The organism is Agromyces aerolatus (assembly GCF_031432255.1).
GTDB lineage: Bacteria > Actinomycetota > Actinomycetes > Actinomycetales > Microbacteriaceae > Agromyces.
The window spans coordinates 185,813-207,088 of sequence record NZ_JAVKGQ010000002.1; the positions used below are offsets into that span (position 1 = coordinate 185,813).

Genomic DNA, 21,276 nt, shown 5'->3' on the forward strand with positions numbered 1-21,276 from the left:
CGACCGAATATGAGGCCGAGAGTGTCAACAGAGACGCAAGAACCGAGGACTTCGCGCCGCCGAGCCCCCCTGCTGATCACGATCGGCATCGTCGCGTTGCTGGTGATCGCGTTCTTCGTGTTCGCGGGGATCTACGCCGACATCCTCTGGTACGACCACCTCGGCTTCCTCAACGTCTTCGCGACCGAGTGGATCTCCCGGATCGTGCTGTTCGCCATCGGGTTCCTGGCGATGGCCGTGCCCGTCTGGGCCTCGATCCAGATCGCCTACCGGTCACGGCCCGTGTACGCCAAGCTGAACAGTCAGCTCGACCGGTATCAAGAGGTCTTCGAGCCGCTGCGCCGGCTCGCGATGTACGGCATCCCGGCGATCCTCGGCATCTTCGCGGGCGTCGCGACGGCGACCCGCTGGGAGCTCACGCTCACCTGGCTGAACCGCACGCCGTTCGGCCAGACCGACCCGCAGTTCGGGTTCGACGTCGGGTTCTACGTGTTCGAGCTGCCGTTCTACCGCTCGGTGATCGGGTTCGCTTCGGCCGTCGTGCTGCTGTCGGCCATCCTCGTCATCGCGACGAACTACCTCTACGGGGCCATCCGCGTCTCGGGTCGTGAGGTGGTCATCTCGAAGTCCGCGCGCATCCAGATCGCGGTGACCGCGGGGCTCTACCTGCTGCTGCAGGCCGTGAGCATCTGGTTCGACCAGTACGCGACCGTGACCGAGCAGGGCTCGCTCATCACCGGTGCGGCATACACCGACGTGAACGCCGTCATCCCTGGCCGCGGCATCCTCGCGGCGATCGCCGCGGGCGTCGCGATCCTGTTCTTCGTGACCGCGATCATCGGGCGCTGGCGGCTGCCGCTCGTGGGCACCGCGCTGCTCGTGATCTCGAGCCTGCTCATCGGGTCGCTGTACCCCTGGGTCATCCAGCGCTTCCAGGTCGACCCGAGCGAGCGCGCGCTCGAGGCGCCCTACATCCAACGCAACATCGATCTGACCCGCGAGGCGTACGGTGTCGCCGACATCGAGGAGATCCCCTACGAGGCGCAGACCACCGCCGAGCCGGGGGCGCTGCGCGAAGACGCCGAGACGACCGCGAACATCCGGCTCATGGACCCGGCCATCATCAGCCCGGCGTTCCGTCAGCTGCAGCAGTTCCGCCAGTACTACCAGTTCCCGGGCGACCTCGACGTCGACCGCTACGAGATCGACGGCCAGACCCAGGACACGATCGTCGCGATCCGCGATGTGAACCTCGAGGGCCTCGGCGACGCGAGCACCTGGTACAACTCGCACATCGTCTACACGCACGGGTACGGCCTGGTGGCCGCGGCGGGCAACCAGCGCTCGGCCGACGGGCAGCCGGTCTTCCTGCAGTCGGGCATCCCCTCGACGGGCGCCCTCGGCGACTTCGAGCCGCGGGTCTACTTCGGCGAGAACTCGCCGCAGTACTCGATCGTGGGTGCCCCGGAGGGGTCCGACCCGGTCGAGCTCGACTACCCGGGCGGCACCGACGGCGCCGAGCAGACGCAGACGACGTTCGACGGCGACGGCGGACCGAAGCTCGACAACGCGTTCAAGAAGCTCATCTACGCGCTGAAGTTCCAGTCGGAGCAGATCTTCCTCTCCGACGGCGTGAACAACGAGTCGCAGATCCTCTACGACCGTGACCCGCTCGACCGGGTCCGCAAGGTCGCGCCGTACCTCACGCTCGACGCCGACACCTACCCGTCGGTCGTCGACGGCAAGATCGTCTGGATCGTCGACGCGTACACGCTCTCCGACAACTACCCGTACTCCAACAAGGTCAGCATGAGCGAGGCGACCGCCGACAGCGAGGGGCTCGCCCCGACCCTGGCGTTCGACGAGATCAACTACATGCGCAACTCGGTCAAGGCCACGGTCGACGCGTACGACGGGTCGGTCACGCTCTACGCGTGGGACGAGGAGGACCCGATCCTGCAGACCTGGCAGAAGATCTTCCCCACGTCGATCAAGCCGATGGAGGAGATGTCGGGCGATCTCATGAGCCACGTCCGGTACCCGGCCGACCTGTTCAAGGTGCAGCGCGCCGTGCTCGGCCGCTACCACGTCGAGCAGGCCGGCGCGTTCTACTCGCGTGAGGACGCCTGGACGACGCCGCGCGACCCCACCGCCGCGCAGACGAGCACCGTGCTGCAGCCGCCGTACTACCTGACCATGCAGATGCCCGGCCAGGACGCCCCGACCTTCTCGCTCTACTCGTCCTTCATTCCCGAGGCGCGCGGTGAGCAGAGCCGGAACGTGCTGCGCGGCTATCTCGCCGTCGACGCCGACGCCGGGGCGGAGGACGGCGTGCGGGCCGAGGGATACGGCAAGCTGCGATTGCTCGCACTGCCCGAGGACGACAACGTCCCAGGTCCCGGTCAGGTGCAGAACACGTTCAACTCCGATCCGACCGTGTCGCAGTCGCTGAACCTGCTGAAACAGGGGCAGTCCGATGTGATCAATGGCAACCTGCTCACGGTTCCCGTGGGTGGCGGTCTCCTGTACGTGCAGCCGGTGTACGTCCGGTCGACGGCGGGCACGAGCTATCCGCTGCTGCAGAAGGTGCTGGTCGCGTTCGGTGACCAGATCGCCTTCCAGGACACGCTCGACCAGGCGCTCGACGTACTGTTCGGCGGCGACTCGGGAGCCGCGGCGGGCGACCAGGAGGTCGAGCCCGACACAGGCGAGGGCGCGCCGCCCGCGGGCGACGGCGAGACCGGCGCCGGTGACGGCACGGATGCCTCGGGCGGAGCGGTGCCGACCAGCGAGCTCCAGTCGCTGCTGAACCGCGCGCAGCAGGCCATGCAGAACAAGCAGACCGCGTTGCAGGCGGGCGACTGGGCGGCGTACGGCGTGGCCGACGCGCAGCTCGCCGAGATCGTCTCCGAGCTGGTCGCCCTCGCGGGCTCGGGTTCGGGTTCGGCCGGCGCGCCGGCGACGCCTGCTCCGACCCCGGCGCCCGACGCCGGCTGAGGCTGAACGCGGAAACACCGACGACCGATCGGGCGGGACTCGTCCCGCCCGATCGGTCGTTTCGCGTCCGGGCCGCGCTCGATTCGACGGCCCTCGGCATCCGTGCTAGTGTTATCTCTTGTGCCGCGGGGTGGAGCAGTTCGGTAGCTCGCTGGGCTCATAACCCAGAGGTCGTAGGTTCAAATCCTGCCCCCGCAACCAATGCGCGATGGAGAATTGCGCTGAAGAGGCCGGTAGCGAAGAAATTCGTTACCGGCCTCTTGTGTTTCTCGGCTCAGTTCTGTTCTCAGGAGGCACTCGCATGTTCACCGGTCTCAGCGCGTTCCCGCTCACGCCGGTCACGGACGACCGGGTCGACGAGGAGGCGTTCGTTCGGCTGGTCGGCCGGCTTCGCGACGCGGGAGTCGACTCGATCGGTGCGCTGGGCTCGACCGGGAGCTACATGTACCTGAATCGTGAAGAGCGCGCTCGCGTCGCGGCCCTCGCGGTCGAGGCCGCCGGCGACGTGCCCGTCATCGTCGGGATCGGCGCGCTTCGGACGCGGGATGCCGTGGCGGCGGCCGAGGATGCGCATGCCGCGGGCGCGGCCGGCGTGCTCCTCGCGCCCGTCGGCTATCAGAAGCTCTCGGAAGATGAGGTCTTCGGTCTCTTCGCCGACGTGACCCGCAGCCTCTCCGTCCCGCTCGTGATCTACGACAACCCGGGCACGACGCACTTCACGTTCACGCCCGAGCTGTACGCCCGCATCGCCGGGCTGCCGCACGTGGCATCCGTCAAAATCCCCGGCGTGCCCGCCGACCCTGACGCGGCGACCGCGCACGTCGCGGGGCTGCGCCACGGGCTGCCGGTGAGGTTCACGATCGGTGTGAGCGGCGACGCCGCCGCCGCGAACGGGCTGATCGCCGGGTGCGACACCTGGTACTCGGTGATCGGGGGCACCCTGCCCGAGCTCGCGATCGAGCTCACCGCGGCCGCGCGCTCCGGCGACGCCGAGCGGGCGGGCGCGGTCTCGGACCGCCTCGCACCGTTGTGGCACCTGTTCGCCGCGCACGGCAGCCTCCGTGTCGTCGCAGCCATCGCCGCGCTGCTCGATCTCACCGCGGCGGAGAACCTGCCGAGCCCCGTACGTGGTCTGGACGCAGCCATGCGGGACGAGGTCCGCGGTGCGCTCCGCCGCGTCGGCATCGACGCCTGAGTCGGCCGCGTCCGTCAGGCCGTGAGAAACCGGCTGACCGCGGCCCCCACCGCGGCGGGGAACCGCCGCAGTTGGTCGAGATCGACCCACTCGTCGATCGCGTGCAGTCCGCCACCGGCCGGACCGCACACGACCGTCGGCACGCCGGCCTCCTGCCAGAGCGCAGACTCCATCCAATACGGGGCACCGACCGACTCCGCCCGGCGGCCGGTCTGAGCGATCGCCGAACTGAGCGCGCCGGCGAGCTCGGCAGCGGCGCCGGACGCATCTGCCTGCCATGCCGAACGGGCGACACCCAGACGGACCTCTGCGCGTAGTCCGGGGGTCCGTGCGGTCACTGCGTCAACGAGAGCACTGACGTCGTCGAGAGCTGATTCCGCGGTTTCGCCCGGGACGGTGCGGCGCTCGACGACAAGCTCCGCCCCCGAAGCCACCGTGAACGGCGCGGTCCCCGCGCGGAGCACCGTCGTCATCAGGGATCCGTGGCCGACCAGCTGATGCGGGATCACGTCGCGCAGGTCACGATCCGCTGCTCGGATGGATGCGAGCAGATCACCGACCGGGCCGATGACGTCGAGACCCTCGGCGGGCTGAGAGGAGTGGGCCGCCCTGCCCTGCAGGACGATCTCCACCACGGCGAACCCGCGGTGGGCGATGGCGAGATCCAGCCAGGTGGGTTCAGCGATCAGGCAGACATCCGGGGCGATCTCCCGCCCCGCGAGATGTTTGAGCACTGACTCGGCCCCGAGGCTCGCGTCCTCCTCATCGGCAACCAAGGCGACGATCACCGTGCCTGGCGCATCGGCAGCGGCGAGCGACTCGGCGGCGACGACAATGCCGGCCACGCCGCCCTTCATGTCACTCGCTCCGCGACCGATCAGGCGGTCGCCGTCGATCCGAGCCGTGAACGGCTCCGGCATGTCCTCGACGCCGACCGTGTCGAGGTGACCGTTCAGCACGACCGTCCGGCCGGGACGCGACCCGACTCGCACCGCGACCACGCTGACCCGAGCCGGGTCGGAGGGCGCCTCGACGAGACGTACGGCGTAGCCCGCGCCATCCAGTCGATCAGCGAGGTGCGCAGCGATCGCGGCTTCCCCGACGGTGCCGGGAACGAGCCGCGGGTTGACGGAATCAATACCGATCAGCGCCCTGGTTAGGTCGACGACGGCAGATTCGAGGTGCTCGCTCGGCATCCGAGAACGATACCCGCCTCCCGCGCGGGAAGCGTCAGCGGCAGGACTGCCGCCTGGACCCGCAGCAGCGCTCAGTCTGGGAGCTCGCGGGGAACCGCTCGACGGCCGCAACGTCCGGCTCCGCGACGCCGTTGAGCATGTGCACCAGGTCCGCCGCCGCCGAGATCCTCGGGCAGGCGCCGCACCGAAACTACGCCCCGGCGAGTCGCGGGATCCTCCCCGAACGGGAGCGAGCCGTCGCGCTCGCGCGCCCTCGCCGACAGTACTCCGGCGGATCCCGCCGGCGTGCAGGAGCTAGTCGAGCAGGATCAGTTCCATGATCTGATTCCCGCCGGCGGTCTTCGCAGCGTACATCGCCTGGTCGGCCGCGCGGATGAGCCGGTCGCCGACGTGCGCATCGCCTGCGTTGGCAACCGAGACACCGACGCTGGCCCCGACATGAACATGGGCAGGCAGGCCCTCGTATGGAGGTTCGATCGCTTCTTGGAGTCGTTGTCCGAGCTCGCGGGCTGTGGCGGTGTCGCGCACCTCGCAGACCACCACGAACTCGTCACCGCCATATCTGGCGACGAGGTCACGGTCGCGGGTCACGGATCGAAGTCGCGCGCCGACCTGGCGGAGGAGTTCGTCGCCGGCGGTGTGTCCGAGTTCGTCGTTGACACACTTGAACCCGTCCAGGTCGATGAACAGGGCCGCGATCAGCGTAGCTGCGCGGGTCGAGTAGCCCAGGATTTGCGCCTCGAGGAACCTGCGGTTCGGGAGTCCGGTGACCTCGTCGTGGGTCGCGGCGTGCATGAGCTGCCGCTGCAGCCGGAGGGTGATCGCAACCTGGGCCGCTTGCCCTGCGAGTGCCTCGGCGAGCGGGGCGGCCTCGGCATCGAACGGTCGTCGGTTTCGGAAGAAGCAGGCGAACAGCCCGATCGGCACGCCGTCGCGCAGGAGAGGGGCAGTGAGCAGCGCCTGCATTCCGGCGTCGTGGAACGCGGCACCGAGCATCGGGTCGAGGGCGTCGGCGTCTTCTGCGCTGCTGACGGTGATGACCGTTCGGAGGTCGACGGCGCGGGAGACGAGCAGGTTCACCTTCGGGTGCTGCTCGAAGGGGTTGGTGCCGGCGATGTGTTCGAATCGGTCTGCGTCGTTGCGGAGGAACACCGCCGCAGCGTCGGCTCCATAGGCGCTTGACACCGTCGTCGCCAGAACCTCGGCGAACTGGGCTTCCGTCGTGGCGCGGGCGAACGCGATCGCCGCCTCGATGACCAGCTCCAGCCGGTTCCTTGTGCGTTCAGCAAGCCGGTGGGAGCGATGGAGCTCCTCCTGGTACGCGTGCTGCGTGGTCGCGTCGAACAGGGCGATGAGCCGCCCGTCTGCCACGCGGACAGACTCGCGGAGTACGGGGAGGGCAGGGCCGTCCTCATGTCGGAGCCAGTCGAACGGTTCAGCGTCAGCCCGGCCTGTGCTGAGGACGGCGGTCAGGTCTCGGCCCTTGACATCGGCGAGATCGGCGCCGAGCCAGCCGAGCAGCCGGGCGTTGGCGTGTGTGATCCGATGCTCGGCGTCGGTGACCAGGATCCCGCACGGGACGAGGTTGGTGTGGACCTCCACACTGCCGCCTTTCTGAAATGCGCACAGCGCGCTGATCAGAAACGTACACGGCCATGAAGCCCCATCTCGTCTCACTCGCGGCGATCCATCCGGGGCGGCCTGAAACGATGAGGTCCGCCGGTCGAGCTGGGTCATGCGGGGATCGTGCGGAGGGGCAAATGCACCGGCGAGGGACTTGACAACGATCGCGGCCGGCGAGGGAGCAAGACCGATCATCCGCCCTTCGACGAGGTGCGTCCTCCATCGTCGGGGTCGCTGCCGCGGAGCAGGGCGGGTCCGTGGTCCAACCCGTGGCTGGTGAGACCGTAGAAGGCGGGCAGGAGCAGGAAGATCACCGACGCCACGAGGGGGTGGATGAGGACTCCCGCCGTTCCCGCTGCCAGGTACAGCACGACGCCGATGAGGGCGCGGGGGCGCTCGCGCGCGAAGTAGGAATCGTCCACTTCCTCCTTTGTGAGGTCGGCGTGGCGCGCCAAGTGGGAGAAGAAAACCAGCCAGGCGAGGCACAGCAATGCGCCGATGACCGCGTACAGCCCGACCGCGACCCGTTCGTCCGTGAGGTTGCCGGTCCTGGCCGTTTCCGCGATCACCGCTGTGGGCCAGGGCACGAGGGCGAGCGTTGCCAGGATTCCCAGATTCGCCCACTGCAGACCCCGGTCCATCTCCCGAATTCGGCTGAACGCTGCTTTGTGGTTCATCCAGATCACGGCCAGATATGTGTACGAGGCCGCATAAGCCAGATACGTCGGCCACTCGCCGAGCAGGGCGGCCAGCAGTCCGCCGGGCTCGGCCTGAGGTGGCCGCAGGTCGAGGACGAGGAGCGTGATGACAATCGCGATGATCGCGTCGCTGAAAGCCACCGCCCGACTCGTGTCCGATCGTGTGGCGTCGCTTCGCCGCTTTCGTGTCTGGCCCTTCGGCACGTCGCCATCATGGGCGGTGACCGCACATCAGGCGTAGGGGCTTCACAGAACGCGAGGACCGGAGGAAGATGCTCGTTCGCTGGCGAGCTGACGACATTGTCCTCCGGCCGACGGCGTCTGTACAGTCCCTCAGCGATTCCGGAGGCAGGTGCTCATCATGACGCCGTTGCCTGCGGAGCGCGTCTCTCAGAAGAGTCACGTCCTTCGCATCGAAGGAGGAGACGATGGGTGTGAAGACGGTGGTGGCGGCCGGCGCAGTCGGGGTGGCCGCCGGTCTGGTGGCGAGAGCACTGGTGCGGGAACGGCGCGAATCCGATGGAGACGGTCGGCATCCAGAGGGGTGGAAGGCGGTGACGGTGCTCGGCGACCGCGCGGTCTTCGCCCAGGACGGGTATCCCGAGCCGCTGCAGCGGATCGCCGGCGTATTGGAGATACGCCTGGACCCGGCGCCGGGCGACAAGGGATTCGAGGTGCACGCTCGCGTGCGCGACGGCGCCGACCTCAAGGCGGTCATCGGGGACGACGATCCCGATCAAGCGGTCCGGGTGGCGTTGCGTGATGCCAAGCAGCTGTTCGAGACCGGTGAGATCCTCCAGCCGAAGCCGCGGCCGCACGGGCATCGGTCGATCACGCTGTCCGGGGCGGCCGTCGACAAGGCCGAAGACGAGGCGAAGGGCGAGGGCGTGCTATGAAAGCGCTGTGCTGGACAGGGGTGAACAAGCTCGAGGTCGAGGACGTCGATGACCCGACGCTCCTGAACGCCCAAGACATCATCGTGCGCGTCACCCTCACCACGTCGTGCGGGTCGGACCTGCACCTGCTCGGCGGCTATGTGCCGACGATGCGTGCGGGCGATGTGCTGGGACACGAGTTCCTCGGGGAGGTGGTCGAGACCGGGTCCGCCGTGACGAAGCATCGTGTGGGCGACCGCGTCGTCGTCTGCTCGTTCATCAGCTGCGGGAAGTGCTGGTACTGCCGGAACGAGCTGTTCTCGCTCTGTGACAACGGCAACCCGAACGCTGGCATCCCCGAGATGCTCTGGGGTCAGGCACCGGGCGGCTGTTACGGCTACTCGCATGCGCTCGGAGGATGGGCCGGGAGTCATGCCGAGTACATCCGGGTGCCGTACGCCGACCAAGGCGCCTTCCCTATTCCTGACGGCGTCAGCAACGAGCGGGCGCTTTTCGCCTCGGATGCTGCGCCTACGGGGTGGATGGGTGCCGACCTGGGAGGAGTCAAACCGGGTGACACCGTCGCCGTCTGGGGCGCTGGTGGCGTGGGACAGATGGCGGCCAGAGCTTCGATCCTGCTCGGCGCGGAACGAGTGATCGTCATCGACCGGTATCAGGAGCGTCTCGCACAGGTCGAGCAGGTGATCGGTGCAGAGACGATGAACTACGAGACGAGCGAGGTACTCGCCGAGCTGCGTGAACTCACGGGAGGCCGGGGACCTGACGTCTGCATCGAAGCCGTCGGGATGGAAGCTCATAGCGACCGCGTGGACTTCGCCTACGACCAGATCAAGCAGCAACTGCGGCTGCAGACGGATCGGCCGACGGCAGTGCGCGAAGCGATCTTCGCCGCACGGAAAGGGGGAAGCGTGTTCATCCTCGGGGTCTTCGGTGGGTTCGTCGACAAGTTCCCGCTCGGGCCGCTCATGAACAAAGGCCTCACGCTCCGCTCAGCTCAACAACACGGGCACCGGTACGTTCCAATGCTGCTCGAGCGGATGGCGCGCAACGAGCTCACCACCGAACACCTCGCCACGCACATCATGCCGCTCGAGAACGCTCCCGAGGGCTACGCGATGTTCAAAGACAAGACCGACGGCTGCGTGCGGGCGGTGTTCCAGCCATAGCCATCCAGCCAGAATCATCCATTCAACGATTTGGAAGGCAAGACCATGAAAGCAGTCGTCTACGAAGGCCCGCGCAAGGTCAGCGTCAACGATGTGCCGGACGCCCGCATCGAGCGACCGACCGACATCCTCGTCCGGATCACGACCACGAACATCTGCGGCTCCGATCTGCACATGTACGAGGGCCGGACCGACTTCGAAACCGGCCGCTGGTTCGGCCACGAGAACATGGGCGAGGTGATCGAAGTCGGCGACGGAGTCGACAAGGTTCGCGTGGGCGACTACGTGGTCTTGCCGTTCAACGTCTCGTGCGGCCATTGCAAGAACTGCGAGCGCGGCTACACGAACTACTGTCTGACCGCACAGCCGAAGCCCGAGTGGGCGGGTGCCGCCTACGGGTTCGCCGACATGGGCCCCTGGGCCGGCGGCCAGGCGGAGCTGCTCCGCGTGCCGTGGGGCGATTTCAACGCGCTCCGCTTGGGAGAGGACGCGCAGGAGAAGCAGGCCGACTACGTGATGCTCGCCGACATCTTCCCGACCGGGTACCACGCAACCGAGATGGCCCACGTGAAGCCGGGTGACCAGACCGTGATCCACGGAGCCGGGCCGGTGGGATGGATGGCCGCGTACTCCGCGATTCTCAAAGGCGCGGGCAGAGTGATGGTCGTCGACCGACACCCCGATCGGCTGAAGAAGATCGAGGAGATCGGGGCCATCCCGATCGACGATTCCAAGGTCGACCCCGTTGAGGCGGTGAACGAGATGACCATGGGACTCGGGGCCGACAACGGATGCGAGTGCGTCGGCTACCAGGCCCACGACCCGGAGGGCGAGGAGGACATCACCCTGACGCTGAACCGGCTCGTCCAGTCGGTCCGATTTACCGGCAAGATCGGCGTGGTCGGGGTGTTCGTTCCGCAAGATCCCGGTGCAGCCGATGAGCTGGCGAAGCAGGGCAAAGTGGCCTTCGACTTCGGGCAGCTCTGGTTCCGCGGCCAGAAGCTCGGCAGCGGTCAGTGCCCGGTGAAGCGATATAACCGGGCGCTGCGCGACCTCGTCGCAGGGGGAAAGGCCACACCGTCCAGGATCGTGAGTCACGAGCTGTCCCTCGACGAGGCTCCCGGGGCCTACGAGCATTTCGACAAGCGGGATGACGGTTGGACGAAGGTCGTTCTACACCCGACGGCGTAGCGGCGGGGTCCTGACATGGCTGGCGAGTTGAACGAACAACTGATCGCGATCCTCGCGACCGCGTGGTGGGAGCGCTCACCACCCTGGTCTCCGGCGGGAACTTCATCGGATAACGCACCGGGGCCCGGCGATCGGACGACGCGAGAATGTGCAATCTCGTGGTCACCCAGTGACATCGGATCCGTCCGGCTTGAATCGGAGATCCTCGGCGAGGAGGTCGAGTTCGCGATCGAGGCGGTGCTGACTCAGCTCGACGTGGATCTGTGTTGTGGGGTGAATCGGGCTGTGCCGCCGAGTCGTGGGGTTTGGTTGGGGTCGAGGTGTGGGGGTGGGATGAACCACACCTGGTGGCGTGGGCGTAGGTGATGTTCGCCCCGCAGGATGCGCAGCCGCCGTCGCGTTCCATCAACGCCAGCCGTTGGTATCGGCTGAACAGTCGGGTGCCGCGCCCGAGGTCCAGCGGGACGCTGTCGCTGCCGAGGACGGCGGGGATGAGTTCGGCGTCCGCGGCGAGCTTGCGCACCGTGCCTGCCGCGATGGGCCGGTCGATGCCGTCGATCTCGGCAACCCCCACGCCCTCACGCAGCGCCTCGAGGCTCATCCGCACCACGACCGTCGTGGCTGGCACCGAACCCGGCGCTGCCTGACATCCCAGCGCGTGCCTCGCGAGTTCGGCGAGCGCGTCGGCCCGGATCTGCGGGATCGACCGCCGATCCTCGACCACCGGCCCCGCCCCGTCGGGCCCGGTCTCGCTCCCGGCCCCAGCCCCGGCCCCAGCCCCGCCGGAGCCGCGTTGGCGGAGGGCGTCGCTGACCATCGCGTCGAGTGCGGCCTTGATCGGTGCGGCCGTGATCGGGTCGAGCCGGCCCCGCAGGTGGAACACCCCGTCCGGGTCTTCACGGAACGTCAACGACCGCTCAGCATGCAACCGCTCATCGGCCGGTCCGATGCTGTCGGTGTCGAGTTGGGCGTGCGCGGTGGTGACCGCGCGTCGCACCAGCGATAGCGGCTGCCCGGCCGCGAGCGTGACGAGCTTCTGCTCATACCGGCCGACCCGGTCGGGGTCGGCGCGGAGTTCGACCCTGCGGAGCATCCCGGTGATCAGGTTCGCCGCATCCACACTCAACCGCCCGGTATCGAGCGCGGCGCGCACGTGCGGGAACTTCGCCGGCACCGTCCCGGTGAACGACTCCCGTTCCTGGATCGCTTCACCGACCGCGACCAGCCGGGCCGCTTCACCAGCCGCACCGCCGGTCGCGGCCTCGATCAACCGGACCGGGCTGGCATGCCCGTGCTGTTTCGCCAACCCGTCCGCACCGAACTCCGGCACCGACCGCCGAGCCACCTCGGCGCTGGCATGGGCGAGGAATGCGTCCACCATCCGTTTGACCTGCCCCGCCCGCTCGATGACCCGCACCAACCCGGGACCACTCAGCGCCTCGAATCCCCGGCCCCCACCACTCCCACCCGCGCCGGCCCCACCACCGGCGCCGGCCTCGGCACCGAACGCGGGCAGCGCCGCCGCCCACTCGGCGGCGAGCTCAGCCACCTCGGCGTGCAGCCGCTCGAGCGGGGAAGTCGTCATGCGCACCAGTATCCAGTGACCCAACGACATTCACCCTCACCCGGAAGCCTCAGAGCCCGAGGTCGGTGAGCAGCGACTGCACGCGCCCCTTGATGTCGTCGCGGACGCGGCGGACGGTGTCCAGGTCCTTGCCTGCGGGGTCTTCGAGCTCCCAGTCCTCGTACCGCTTGCCGGGGAAGATCGGGCACGCATCGCCGCAGCCCATGGTGATGACGGCGTCCGCGGCGCGGACGTCGTCGGTCTGCAGCAGCTGTGGGACGGCGCCGCTGATGTCGATGCCCTCCTCACGCATCGCCTCGATCGCGACGGGGTTGATCTGCGAGCCGGGCTCGGAGCCGCCCGAGCGTACGGTCGCGCGCCCGCCGGAGAGCTCGCGTGCGAAGCCGGCCGCCATCTGCGACCGGCCGGCATTGTGCACGCAGACGAAGAGGATGGTGGGGGAGTCGGTCACGGCTCCGAGTATGTCAGTCGCCTCTTCGCCGGCCGAACCCGAACAGGTACACGGCGTCGAGGACGCCGAGGGTGTTGGTCACCAGCAGGGTGACGAACCATGGCTTGCTGTCGTTCCGGGCCGCACGCCAGAGCGAGGCGCCCTTCCAGGCGACGTTCCACGCGATGGCGGCGACGATGAGGGCGCGCCGCTCCGGCGGCAGATCGGGTCCACCCCAGCGGGATGCTTCGTGGTGTCTGTTCATGCCCTCATTCGACTCGCCGCGCGGCGACACGTCAACCGGCTTCGTGAATCATCGGATGCGCCCACCCCGGTCGCCGTGGAACCATCGGAGGACTGAGAGAAGGGGTGTGCAGATGAGCCTGCCCGTGACCCGCACCCGGACCGGCGCGATGACGCGGCCTCGCGCGACCCGGACGACGCTGCTCGTCGTGCAGCTGTTCATCGCGCTCACGGCCGCGCTCGGCGGCCTCGCGCTGGTCCTCGGCTCGATGTCGGCGGATCTCGCGACGATTCTGAGCCCGCCCGACGACGTCCTCGAGGGATCGCCGTTCGACAGCTTCCTCGTTCCCGGTGTGATCCTGGCCGTCGTGCTCGGCGGCGTGCACGTGTGGGCGGCGGTCGCGGTGCTGCGGCGGAGCCGCTGGGCCCTCTTCCTGTCGGCTGCCGCCGGGTACGCGATGCTGACCTGGATCTTCGTGCAGATGGTGGTCGTCCCGTTCAGCGCGCTGCAGGCGGTCTACTTCGCGGCGGGCGCGGTCGAGCTCGGCCTCGTGCTGCTCCTGCTGGGTGTCGTGCCCGCACGGACCGCGGCGGACTGATCGCCGTGTCGTCCGCGTGGCGTGCGCTGACCCGGTATCCGGCGGTCTCGCTCACGATCGTCGTGGGTCTCGCGGGGATCGTGCTCGCCCTGACGGGTGGCGGCGGGCTGGTGCCGTGGCTGTTCGGCGGGTACGCCCTGATCGTCGCCGCGTGGCAGGCGGCCGGCATGGTCCGCGATCTCCTCCGCCGGCACTTCGGGTTGGACGTGCTCGCGATCACGGCGATCGTCGCGACCGTGCTCGTCGGCGAGTACGTCGCCGCGCTCATCGTCGTCCTCATGCTCACCGGTGGCGAGGCGCTCGAGGACGCGGCCGGGAGACGTGCCAAGCGCGACCTGAGCGCGCTGCTCGAGCGGGCGCCGCAGGCCGCGCACCGCTGGGAGGGTGAGCGCATCGCCGAGATCCGTATCGATGAGGTCGCACCCGGTGACCGGCTGCTGATCAGGCCGAGCGAGATCGTCCCGGTCGATGGCGAGCTCGAGTCGGCGGGGGCGATGATCGACGAGTCCCAGCTCACCGGGGAGAGCGTCCCGGTCGAGAAGCGAGCGGGCGAGACGGTGCTCTCCGGCTCGGTGAACGGGACCGCCGCGATCACGATCACCGCGACGGCGAGCGCCGCCGAGAGCCAGTACCAGCAGATCGTCGCGCTGGTCGAACAGGCGGCCGCCTCCAGGGCGCCCGTCGTCCGTCTCGCCGATCGCTACGCCATTCCCTTCACCCTGTTCTCGCTGGCGCTCGCCGGTCTCGCGTGGTGGATCTCGGGCGACCCGGTGCGTTTCGCCGAGGTGCTCGTGCTCGCCACACCCTGCCCCCTGCTCATCGCCGCCCCGGTGGCGTTCATCGGCGGCATGAGCCGCGCCGCGCGAGGCGGCGTCATCGTCAAGGGCGGCGGCGTCCTCGAGCTGCTCGCCCGGATCGAGACCGCCGTGTTCGACAAGACGGGCACGCTCACGTACGGCGCACCCGAGCTTGCGGAGGTCCGTGCTGAGCGCGGCTTCGGGGCTGACGAGCTGCTGCAGCTCGTGGCATCCGCTGAACAGTACTCGTCGCATGTGCTCGCGTCAGCCGTCGTGCGCGCCGCGACCGAACGCGGCCTCGGGCTGCTTCCGGCGGAGCACGCGGAGGAGTCGGCGACGAACGGCGTCGAAGCCGTCATCGACGGTCGATCCGTCGTGGTCGGCAAGCTCGCATTCGTGCGCGCTCGCGCGGGCGACGTCGCGCCGACGGCGATCGGCCCGGGTCAGCTCGCGATCTACGTCGCGGTGAACGGATGCTTCGCCGGCGCGATCCTCGCGAGCGACCGGGTGCGCGCGAACGCGTCGGGCACGCTCGGGCGGCTGCGTTCCCTCGGGGTGCGCCGCGTGCTCATGCTGACCGGCGATGCCCGGGCGACCGCCGACCACATCGCGGGCGAGCTCGGCATCGACGAGGTGCGGGCCGAATGCCTGCCCGGCGACAAGGTCGACGTCGTCGCCGCGATCGCCGAACGCCCGGTCCTGATGGTCGGCGACGGGGTGAACGACGCACCCGTGCTCGCCGCCGCAGACGTCGGCATCGCGATGGGCGCCAAGGGTGCAACTGCGGCGAGCGAGTCGGCCGGCGCGGTGATCCTCGTGGACGACCTCTCGCTCGTGGCCGATGCGGCGGTGATCGGCCGCGACACCGTCCGGATCGCGTTGCAGTCGATCTGGCTCGGCATCGCGGTGTCGGTCGTGCTGATGCTGATCGCCGCGTTCGGGGTCATCCCCGCGACCGTGGGTGCGATCCTGCAGGAGGTCGTCGATCTGGCGACGATCCTCGCCGCGCTCCGCGCGCTCGGCCGGCGCGCCCCGCGTCCGGCCCGCACCCGTGGGCTCGTCCCGGGCTGAACGCCCGCCCGATCCTTCGATCGAGCGCGCGCGCCGGGCCCTACCGGGCCGAGCTCGCCGCGAGCTTGCGGATGAACACGGTCTGCGCGGCGATCATGCGCGCGATCTCGTCCGGGTCGACCGACTCGTCCGACGCATGGATGCGGGCCTTCGCCGTGTCCTCGGCGCCCCAGAGCACGATCGCGGCCTTCGGCGAGACCTGCTGCAGCGAGGCGACGAGCGGGATGGACGCCCCGCTGCCGATGTGCTCGACGTCCGAACCGTAGACCTCGCGCATGGCGTCCACGGCCGCGACGATCGCGGGGTGCGACGCGTCGATCGCGAACGCGTGACCGACTTTGACCGGTTCGACCTCGACCTCGACGTTCCAGGGGCGCTGCGCACGCAGGTGCGCCATGAGCGCCTCGAGCTGCTGCTCGCCGTCGGAGCCCGGCACGATCCGCATCGACAGTTTCGCGGTCACCTCGGGGAGCAGCACGTTCGAGGCCTCCGCAGTGTTCGGCAGGTCCATGCCGAGCACCGTGACCGACGGCTTGGCCCACAGCCGGTCCGAGAGCGAGCCGGTGCCGAGGAACTCGACGCCGGGCAGGATCGCCGAGCCGTCCCGGTACACCTGCTCGTCCATCGGCGCACCGTCCCACCGTCCGTGGTCCACGCCCGCGATGACGGTGTCGCCGTGCTCGTCGTGGAGGGTGTCGAGGATCCGGATCATCGCCGTCATCGCGTCGGGTGCCGCACCGCCGAAGAGCCCGGAGTGCACGGGCGCGGCGAGCGAGCGCACGGTGACGGTGCACGCGACGTCGCCGCGCAGCGCGGTCGTGAGGCCCGGCTTGCCGACCTCCTGCGGCCCGATGTCGGCGATGACGTAGGCGTCGGCCGCGAACCGTTCGGGGTTCGCTTCGACGAACGCCTCGAGGTGGGAGATGGTCTCCTCCTCGCCCTCGACGAGCAGCTTGACCCGGCAGGGCCGGTCGGGCCCGAGCAGCTTCAGCGTGCCGTAATGGATGACGAGCCCGGACTTGTCGTCGGCGGCCCCGCGGCCGTAGATGCGGCCGTCGTCCTTCGTCGTCGGCTCGAACGGCTCGCTGGTCCAGCCCTGGCCCGCCGGTGCCGGCTGGACGTCGTAGTGGGCGTAGAGCAGCACGGTCGGCGATCCGGCCGGGCCGGGCAGGTCGGCGAACACGCACGGGTACCCGTCCGGCACGTCGAGCAGCTCGACGTCGGTGGCACCCGCGGCCTCGAAGAGGTCGACGACCGCCTGGCCCATCTCGTGGACGGGTGCAGGGTCGAAGCCGGGGAACGCGACCGAGGGAATCCTGACGAGCGCCTCGAGGCGCTCGATCACCTCGGGCATGAGGTCGGCGGCCGCCGACCTCGTCGCCTCCGCGTCGGATGTGACGTCGGTCATGGGGTCTCCTTCACGGTTCGGCCTGCGTCGGCGAGAGACGTCGCAGGCGGGCGGATGCCTCGGCCTGGTGTCAGACCGGCACGACGAGTTGGATCAGCAGGCCGGCGACCACGACGGCGACCCACGACACGAGCATGGGGATCGTGAAGGAGTGCCAGACCGGGACCTGGGTCAGCTTCGTCGAGCCCGTCCGGTCGGTCTCGACCGCCGCGATCTGCGAGCCGTTCGCGGGGAACAGCCAGACGCCGATCAGCGACGGCCACATGGCGGTGATGATTCCGGGTGCGAGCCCGGCGGCGAGCGCGATCGGGATCATGGTGTTCGTCGTCGCCGACTGGCTCGTCGTGAGCCCGCAGACGAGGAACAGGGCGACCGCGAGCAGCAGCGGGTTCGCCTCGATCATCGCGCCGAGCGGTTCGATGATGGTCTCCTGGTTCGCGGCGATGAACGTGTCCGCCATCCACGCGATGCCGAAGAGGGCGACCGCCGCGACGAACCCGGCCTTCAGCAACGGCTGCTCGACGACCGCTGCCGGCTTCACCCGGCGCACCAGGATGATCACCAGCGCGACCGTGAACATCACCATCTCGATGACCGTCGCCATCGGGATCGGCTGGAGCGCGCCCTCCTCGTCCGGGAACGCCGGCCGGAGGCCGGGGAACAGTCCGAGCAGCACGATCAGCAGCGTCCCGGTGACGAAGATCCAGGCGGCGGTCGCGCCGCCGGGCGGCACGGGGTGCTCGATCATCGGTGCGGGCGCATTCCGTCCGATCCCGGACCGGCCGCGGCGCTCGTTCGTCTTGGGTGCGGTCAGCGTGCCGCTCGACTCGCCTCCGGCCGCGACCGTCTGGGCTTCGGCCGTGCCGGCGGCGGCGTCCGCGCCGTGAGGGGAGTGACCGGCGCGCAGCGCGGCCGGCACCTCGACCGTGCCGTCTTCGACGCGTTTCAGGAACACCGGGTCGTCGAGCAGGTCCTTGCCGATGCGCTGCTGGACGAAGGAGGTCATCACGCATGCGACGAGTGCGGCCGGGATCGTGATGAGCAGGATCTGCGGGAGGCCGTAGCCGGTGCCGTCCATGAGCACGAGATAGGCGGCCATCGCCGCCGACACCGGGCTCGCGGTGATGCCGAGCCCCGACGTGACCGTCGACGAGGCGAGCGCACGCTCCGGCCGCTGCCCGTTGCGGTACGCCGTCTCGTAGATCACCGGGATGAGGGCGAAGAAGATGTTGGACGTCCCGGACAGGACCGTGAACACGAACGCGACGATCGGCGCCACGTAGGTGAGGCGTTTCGGATTGCGCTGGATGATCCGCGAGGCGATGCCGACGAGGTAGTCGATGCCGCCGGCCGCCTGCATCGCCGACGACGCCGTGATGACCGCGATGATGATGAAGAACGCGTCGACCGGGACGGAGCCGGGCGGCAGCTGGAAGACGAACACGAGGAGCGCCGTGCCGACGACGCCCCAGAGACCGAGCCCGAGCCCGCCGGTGCGAACACCCAGCACGATCGCCCCGATCACGACACACGCCTGCAACACCACGAGCACGATTTCCATCGAGACCCCCAGAACTACGCTGTTCCTGGGCTCACTGTAGCGCTGGAGCACGTCGAAGGTGAGGAAATTTTCCCGAACTCCCGACGGGTCATCCGTCGCGGGTCGCGGACGCGGGCGCGACCGCGGCCGCGTTGCCGGACAGCCAGCGCAGCCGGGAGGCGCCCGGATCGCGGTCGAGCAGCAGATCCCGGACGAGCAGCGTGAGCGGGATGGACAGGATCGCGCCGAGCGGGCCGATCACGAACGTCCAGAAGATCACCGAGACGAAGCTGAGGGTGAGCGAGAGGTCGACGGCGTCGCTGACGAACTTCGGCTGCACGAGCACCTGCAGGACGACGTTCACGACGCAGTAGACGGCGATCACGGCCAGCGCCAAGGGCCATCCGCCGACCACGAACGCGAGCGCGGCCGGCGGCACGAGGCCGAGCACGAACCCGATGTTCGGGATGAAGTTCGTGACGAACGCGAGGATGGCCCACACGGCGGGCGCCGGCACGCCCAGCGCCCAGAGGGCGAGCCCGTCGACGACCGCGACGATCGCGCCGAACGACGCGTTGACGACGTAGTAGCGGCGCACCGAGGAGTTGTAGGCCCGGATCCGGTCGACCATCGCACGCGCTCCGGCGCCGAGCGCCTGCTCGGCCCGGCCGTACCGCGCGGCGTCGGCCGCCATGAAGATCACGTACGCGAGCACGAAGAACGCCGCGGTGAGGAAGCCGAGCACCCAGCCGCCCACGTTCTGCGCGACGTCGAGGAGCAGTGACGGGTCGAGTGCTGCGGCCGTCGCCTCGGAGACCTGGTCGCCGAGCCCCGCGGCGGCCAGTCCGTCGACGACGGAGGCCGCGGCGATCTGCAGCTCATCGCCCACCTCCGCCACGAGTTCGCCGAACTGGAACCCCGCGTAGACGAGCATGGCCGCGAGCACCGCGAGGATCAGGTACGCGACCGCGACGACGACCGTGGTCGCCGCCCAGCGCGGCCAGCCCCGCCGCTGCAGCGGATGCCGGATCGGATGCACGATGATCACGAGCACCGCGGCCAGTGCGAGCGGTGCGACGATCTCACGCGCGACCCACATGGCCGCGAGCGCGAGCAGCAGCGCGATGATCACCACCGCGGTGCGTACGCTCGGCGAGGGCGCGCCGTTCGTCATTCCGTCATCCGTCATGCCGGTCTCGCCGCTCACCGGTCAGCCCCGAACGCACGCTCAGCCATGCGTCGCACCCTAGGCCGCGCCACCCGCGTTCCGCCAGGCCTGGACTCGTGGAGGGCGACGCGTCGCCGGCCCTCGCGGCTCGGCATCCGCGTCAGTAGGGCTCGAAGTCGAGCTCTTCGAACTCGCGCACCTCGGAGACCCAGCGCTGCTCGACGAAGGCCACGTGCGCCGGGTGCGCGTTGTACCCCTCGTAGGCCGAGGCATCCGCGAAGGTCATGGCGAACTGGAAGCGATAGTCGCTCTTGGGGCTCACCTGCCGGGACACCGTGAAGTCGAGCACGCCCGGGATCGAGGTCAGCGCCCGCCGGCCGTCCTCGATGAACGCCGCCTCGGCGGGGGAGCCGGGCTCGTGGCGGAGTGCGAAGGCGACGGTATGACGGATCATGTGTCGATCGTAGAGGCGCGTCGACGTCCCATGGGCGAGCCGTCGGGGACGAGTCGCGGCACGAGCCGTACGAACACGACCATCGCGACCAGCTCGACGAGCGTCTGGGTGACGACGACGAGCGGCGCGAGGTCGAGGGCCGGCGGGAGGGCGAGCACGAGCGGGAGCACGACGAGCGAGTTCCGGGTCGCGCCGCTGAACACGACCGCGCGCCGAGCGGGGACGTCCATGCGCGCGACGCGTCCCGCAGCGATCCCGATCGGCACCATCACGGCGGCGAACACCACGAACACCAGCGCAGCGAGCAGCACTGCGCCGAGCTGCGAGGCCACGTGTGCGATCTGAGACACGACCACCACCGCGAGTGTGAGCATCATCAACGGCACCATCGCGCCGAGGCCGACCCCCTGCACGACGCGGCCGGCGGGAGTGCGTGCGAGGAGCTGCGTCAGCCCCGCGGCGGCGAGCGGCAGCACGATCAGCAGCAGGAACGCCTCGACGAACGGCGCGACGTCGAACGTGGCGACGAGCTCGGGCCCGGCCATGACCCAGAGGTAGGCCGGGAGCAGGACGAGCTGCGCGAGCATCAGCAGCGGCGTCGCGGCGAGCAACCGGCCCTTCGCCCCGCCCGCGATCCCGGTGAACACGATGACGTAGTCCACGCAGGGCGTCAGCAGCACGAACAGCACCCCGGCCAGCACCGCCTGATCGTGGGCGACCACCCTGGACAGCACGAACACGACGACCGGGACGACGGCGAAGTTCACCACCAGCACGGTCGTGAGGAATCTGCGGTCGCGCAGCGCCGCGCCGATCTCTCTGAACGGAACCCCGAGGAAGGTCGCGTACAGCAGCAGCGCGAGCACGGGGGTGATCAGCGACTCCGCCGGTTCCGCGACGGACGGCACGAGCAGCCCGATCGCGGCTCCCAACGCCAGTGCACCGAGATAGAGGGGCACCTGGTGCCGCTCCGCCCACTCGACCGCCGACCGCATGGCTCCCATCCTGACGGATCGGCG

Annotated in this window: 17 protein-coding genes, 1 tRNA gene and 1 pseudogene; 8 read left to right on the forward strand and 11 right to left on the reverse strand. The window is 69.4% G+C overall.

Features of this window, described 5'->3' with window-relative positions; genetic code table 11:
• The first annotated feature begins 9 nt into the window (after positions 1 to 9).
• The 3 genes from RH864_RS03760 to RH864_RS03770 all read left to right on the forward strand — a co-directional run bounded on the left by RH864_RS03760 (position 10) and on the right by RH864_RS03770 (position 4,192).
• A complete protein-coding gene (locus tag RH864_RS03760) occupies positions 10 to 2,997 on the forward strand; it encodes a UPF0182 family membrane protein (protein ID WP_396129941.1) in 2,988 nt (995 codons plus the stop codon).
• A gap of 124 nt (positions 2,998 to 3,121) precedes the next feature.
• Positions 3,122 to 3,198, forward strand: a tRNA-Met gene (locus tag RH864_RS03765).
• A gap of 100 nt (positions 3,199 to 3,298) precedes the next feature.
• The gene (locus RH864_RS03770; protein WP_310516177.1) at positions 3,299 to 4,192 is read left to right on the forward strand and encodes a dihydrodipicolinate synthase family protein; all 894 of its coding nucleotides are present in this window, start codon (positions 3,299 to 3,301) and stop codon (positions 4,190 to 4,192) included.
• A 14-nt stretch (positions 4,193 to 4,206) separates the two neighbouring features.
• Here the strand turns inward: RH864_RS03770 and RH864_RS03775 are convergent, their stop codons facing one another.
• From RH864_RS03775 to RH864_RS03785, 3 genes are all read right to left on the reverse strand, one after another.
• A complete protein-coding gene (locus RH864_RS03775) occupies positions 4,207 to 5,388 on the reverse strand; it encodes a M20/M25/M40 family metallo-hydrolase (protein WP_310516178.1) in 1,182 nt (393 codons plus the stop codon).
• Positions 5,389 to 5,682: 294 nt separating this feature from the next.
• Complete coding sequence (locus RH864_RS03780; RefSeq protein WP_310516179.1) at positions 5,683 to 7,125, reverse strand: diguanylate cyclase domain-containing protein; 1,443 nt, start codon at positions 7,123 to 7,125, stop codon at positions 5,683 to 5,685.
• A 77-nt stretch (positions 7,126 to 7,202) separates the two neighbouring features.
• A complete protein-coding gene (locus RH864_RS03785) occupies positions 7,203 to 7,850 on the reverse strand; it encodes a TMEM175 family protein (RefSeq protein WP_310516180.1) in 648 nt (215 codons plus the stop codon).
• Positions 7,851 to 8,137: 287 nt separating this feature from the next.
• On the opposite strand from RH864_RS03785, the gene RH864_RS03790 reads away from it, so the two are divergent.
• The 3 genes from RH864_RS03790 to RH864_RS03800 are packed head-to-tail and all read left to right on the forward strand — an operon-like array spanning position 8,138 to position 10,962.
• Positions 8,138 to 8,605 (forward strand): hypothetical protein, encoded by a 468-nt coding sequence (locus RH864_RS03790; RefSeq protein ID WP_310516181.1) that lies wholly within the window; start codon positions 8,138 to 8,140, stop codon positions 8,603 to 8,605.
• 20 nt (positions 8,606 to 8,625) lie between these two features.
• The gene (locus tag RH864_RS03795) at positions 8,626 to 9,771 is read left to right on the forward strand and encodes a zinc-dependent alcohol dehydrogenase (RefSeq protein ID WP_310516182.1); all 1,146 of its coding nucleotides are present in this window, start codon (positions 8,626 to 8,628) and stop codon (positions 9,769 to 9,771) included.
• 45 nt (positions 9,772 to 9,816) lie between these two features.
• Complete coding sequence (locus RH864_RS03800; protein ID WP_310516183.1) at positions 9,817 to 10,962, forward strand: glutathione-independent formaldehyde dehydrogenase; 1,146 nt, start codon at positions 9,817 to 9,819, stop codon at positions 10,960 to 10,962.
• Positions 10,963 to 11,368: 406 nt separating this feature from the next.
• On the opposite strand, the pseudogene RH864_RS19200 reads toward RH864_RS03800, so the two are convergent.
• The 3 genes and pseudogenes from RH864_RS19200 to RH864_RS03810 all read right to left on the reverse strand — a co-directional run.
• Positions 11,369 to 12,577, reverse strand: a pseudogene (locus tag RH864_RS19200) (DUF222 domain-containing protein); the annotation flags it as partial.
• 19 nt (positions 12,578 to 12,596) lie between these two features.
• Positions 12,597 to 12,998, reverse strand: coding sequence for an arsenate reductase ArsC (locus RH864_RS03805; protein ID WP_310516184.1), 402 nt, complete (start codon positions 12,996 to 12,998; stop codon positions 12,597 to 12,599).
• A gap of 13 nt (positions 12,999 to 13,011) precedes the next feature.
• Positions 13,012 to 13,242, reverse strand: coding sequence for a DUF5652 family protein (locus tag RH864_RS03810; protein ID WP_310516185.1), 231 nt, complete (start codon positions 13,240 to 13,242; stop codon positions 13,012 to 13,014).
• Positions 13,243 to 13,354: 112 nt separating this feature from the next.
• Between RH864_RS03810 and RH864_RS03815 the strand changes: the two genes are divergently transcribed.
• Complete coding sequence (locus RH864_RS03815; protein ID WP_310516186.1) at positions 13,355 to 13,819, forward strand: hypothetical protein; 465 nt, start codon at positions 13,355 to 13,357, stop codon at positions 13,817 to 13,819.
• 5 nt (positions 13,820 to 13,824) lie between these two features.
• Positions 13,825 to 15,687, forward strand: a complete 1,863-nt coding sequence (locus RH864_RS03820; protein ID WP_310516187.1) for a heavy metal translocating P-type ATPase — start codon at positions 13,825 to 13,827, stop codon at positions 15,685 to 15,687.
• A gap of 40 nt (positions 15,688 to 15,727) precedes the next feature.
• Here RH864_RS03820 and RH864_RS03825 read toward each other — a convergent pair whose 3' ends face one another.
• The 5 genes from RH864_RS03825 to RH864_RS03845 form a co-directional block, all read right to left on the reverse strand.
• Positions 15,728 to 17,095: a M20/M25/M40 family metallo-hydrolase gene (locus RH864_RS03825; RefSeq protein ID WP_310516188.1), complete on the reverse strand. Its 1,368-nt coding sequence runs from the start codon at positions 17,093 to 17,095 to the stop codon at positions 15,728 to 15,730.
• Positions 17,096 to 17,165: 70 nt separating this feature from the next.
• Entirely contained in the window at positions 17,166 to 18,656 is a 1,491-nt protein-coding gene (locus tag RH864_RS03830; RefSeq protein WP_310516189.1) for an anaerobic C4-dicarboxylate transporter family protein, read from the reverse strand.
• Between the two features lie 88 nt (positions 18,657 to 18,744).
• A complete protein-coding gene (locus tag RH864_RS03835) occupies positions 18,745 to 19,824 on the reverse strand; it encodes an AI-2E family transporter (protein ID WP_310516190.1) in 1,080 nt (359 codons plus the stop codon).
• 139 nt (positions 19,825 to 19,963) lie between these two features.
• Entirely contained in the window at positions 19,964 to 20,257 is a 294-nt protein-coding gene (locus RH864_RS03840) for a Dabb family protein (RefSeq protein ID WP_310516191.1), read from the reverse strand.
• Positions 20,254 to 21,252, reverse strand: coding sequence for an arsenic resistance protein (locus tag RH864_RS03845; protein WP_310516192.1), 999 nt, complete (start codon positions 21,250 to 21,252; stop codon positions 20,254 to 20,256). Before RH864_RS03845 ends, RH864_RS03840 begins: the two co-directional genes overlap by 4 nt.
• Between the last annotated feature and the right edge of the window lie 24 nt (positions 21,253 to 21,276).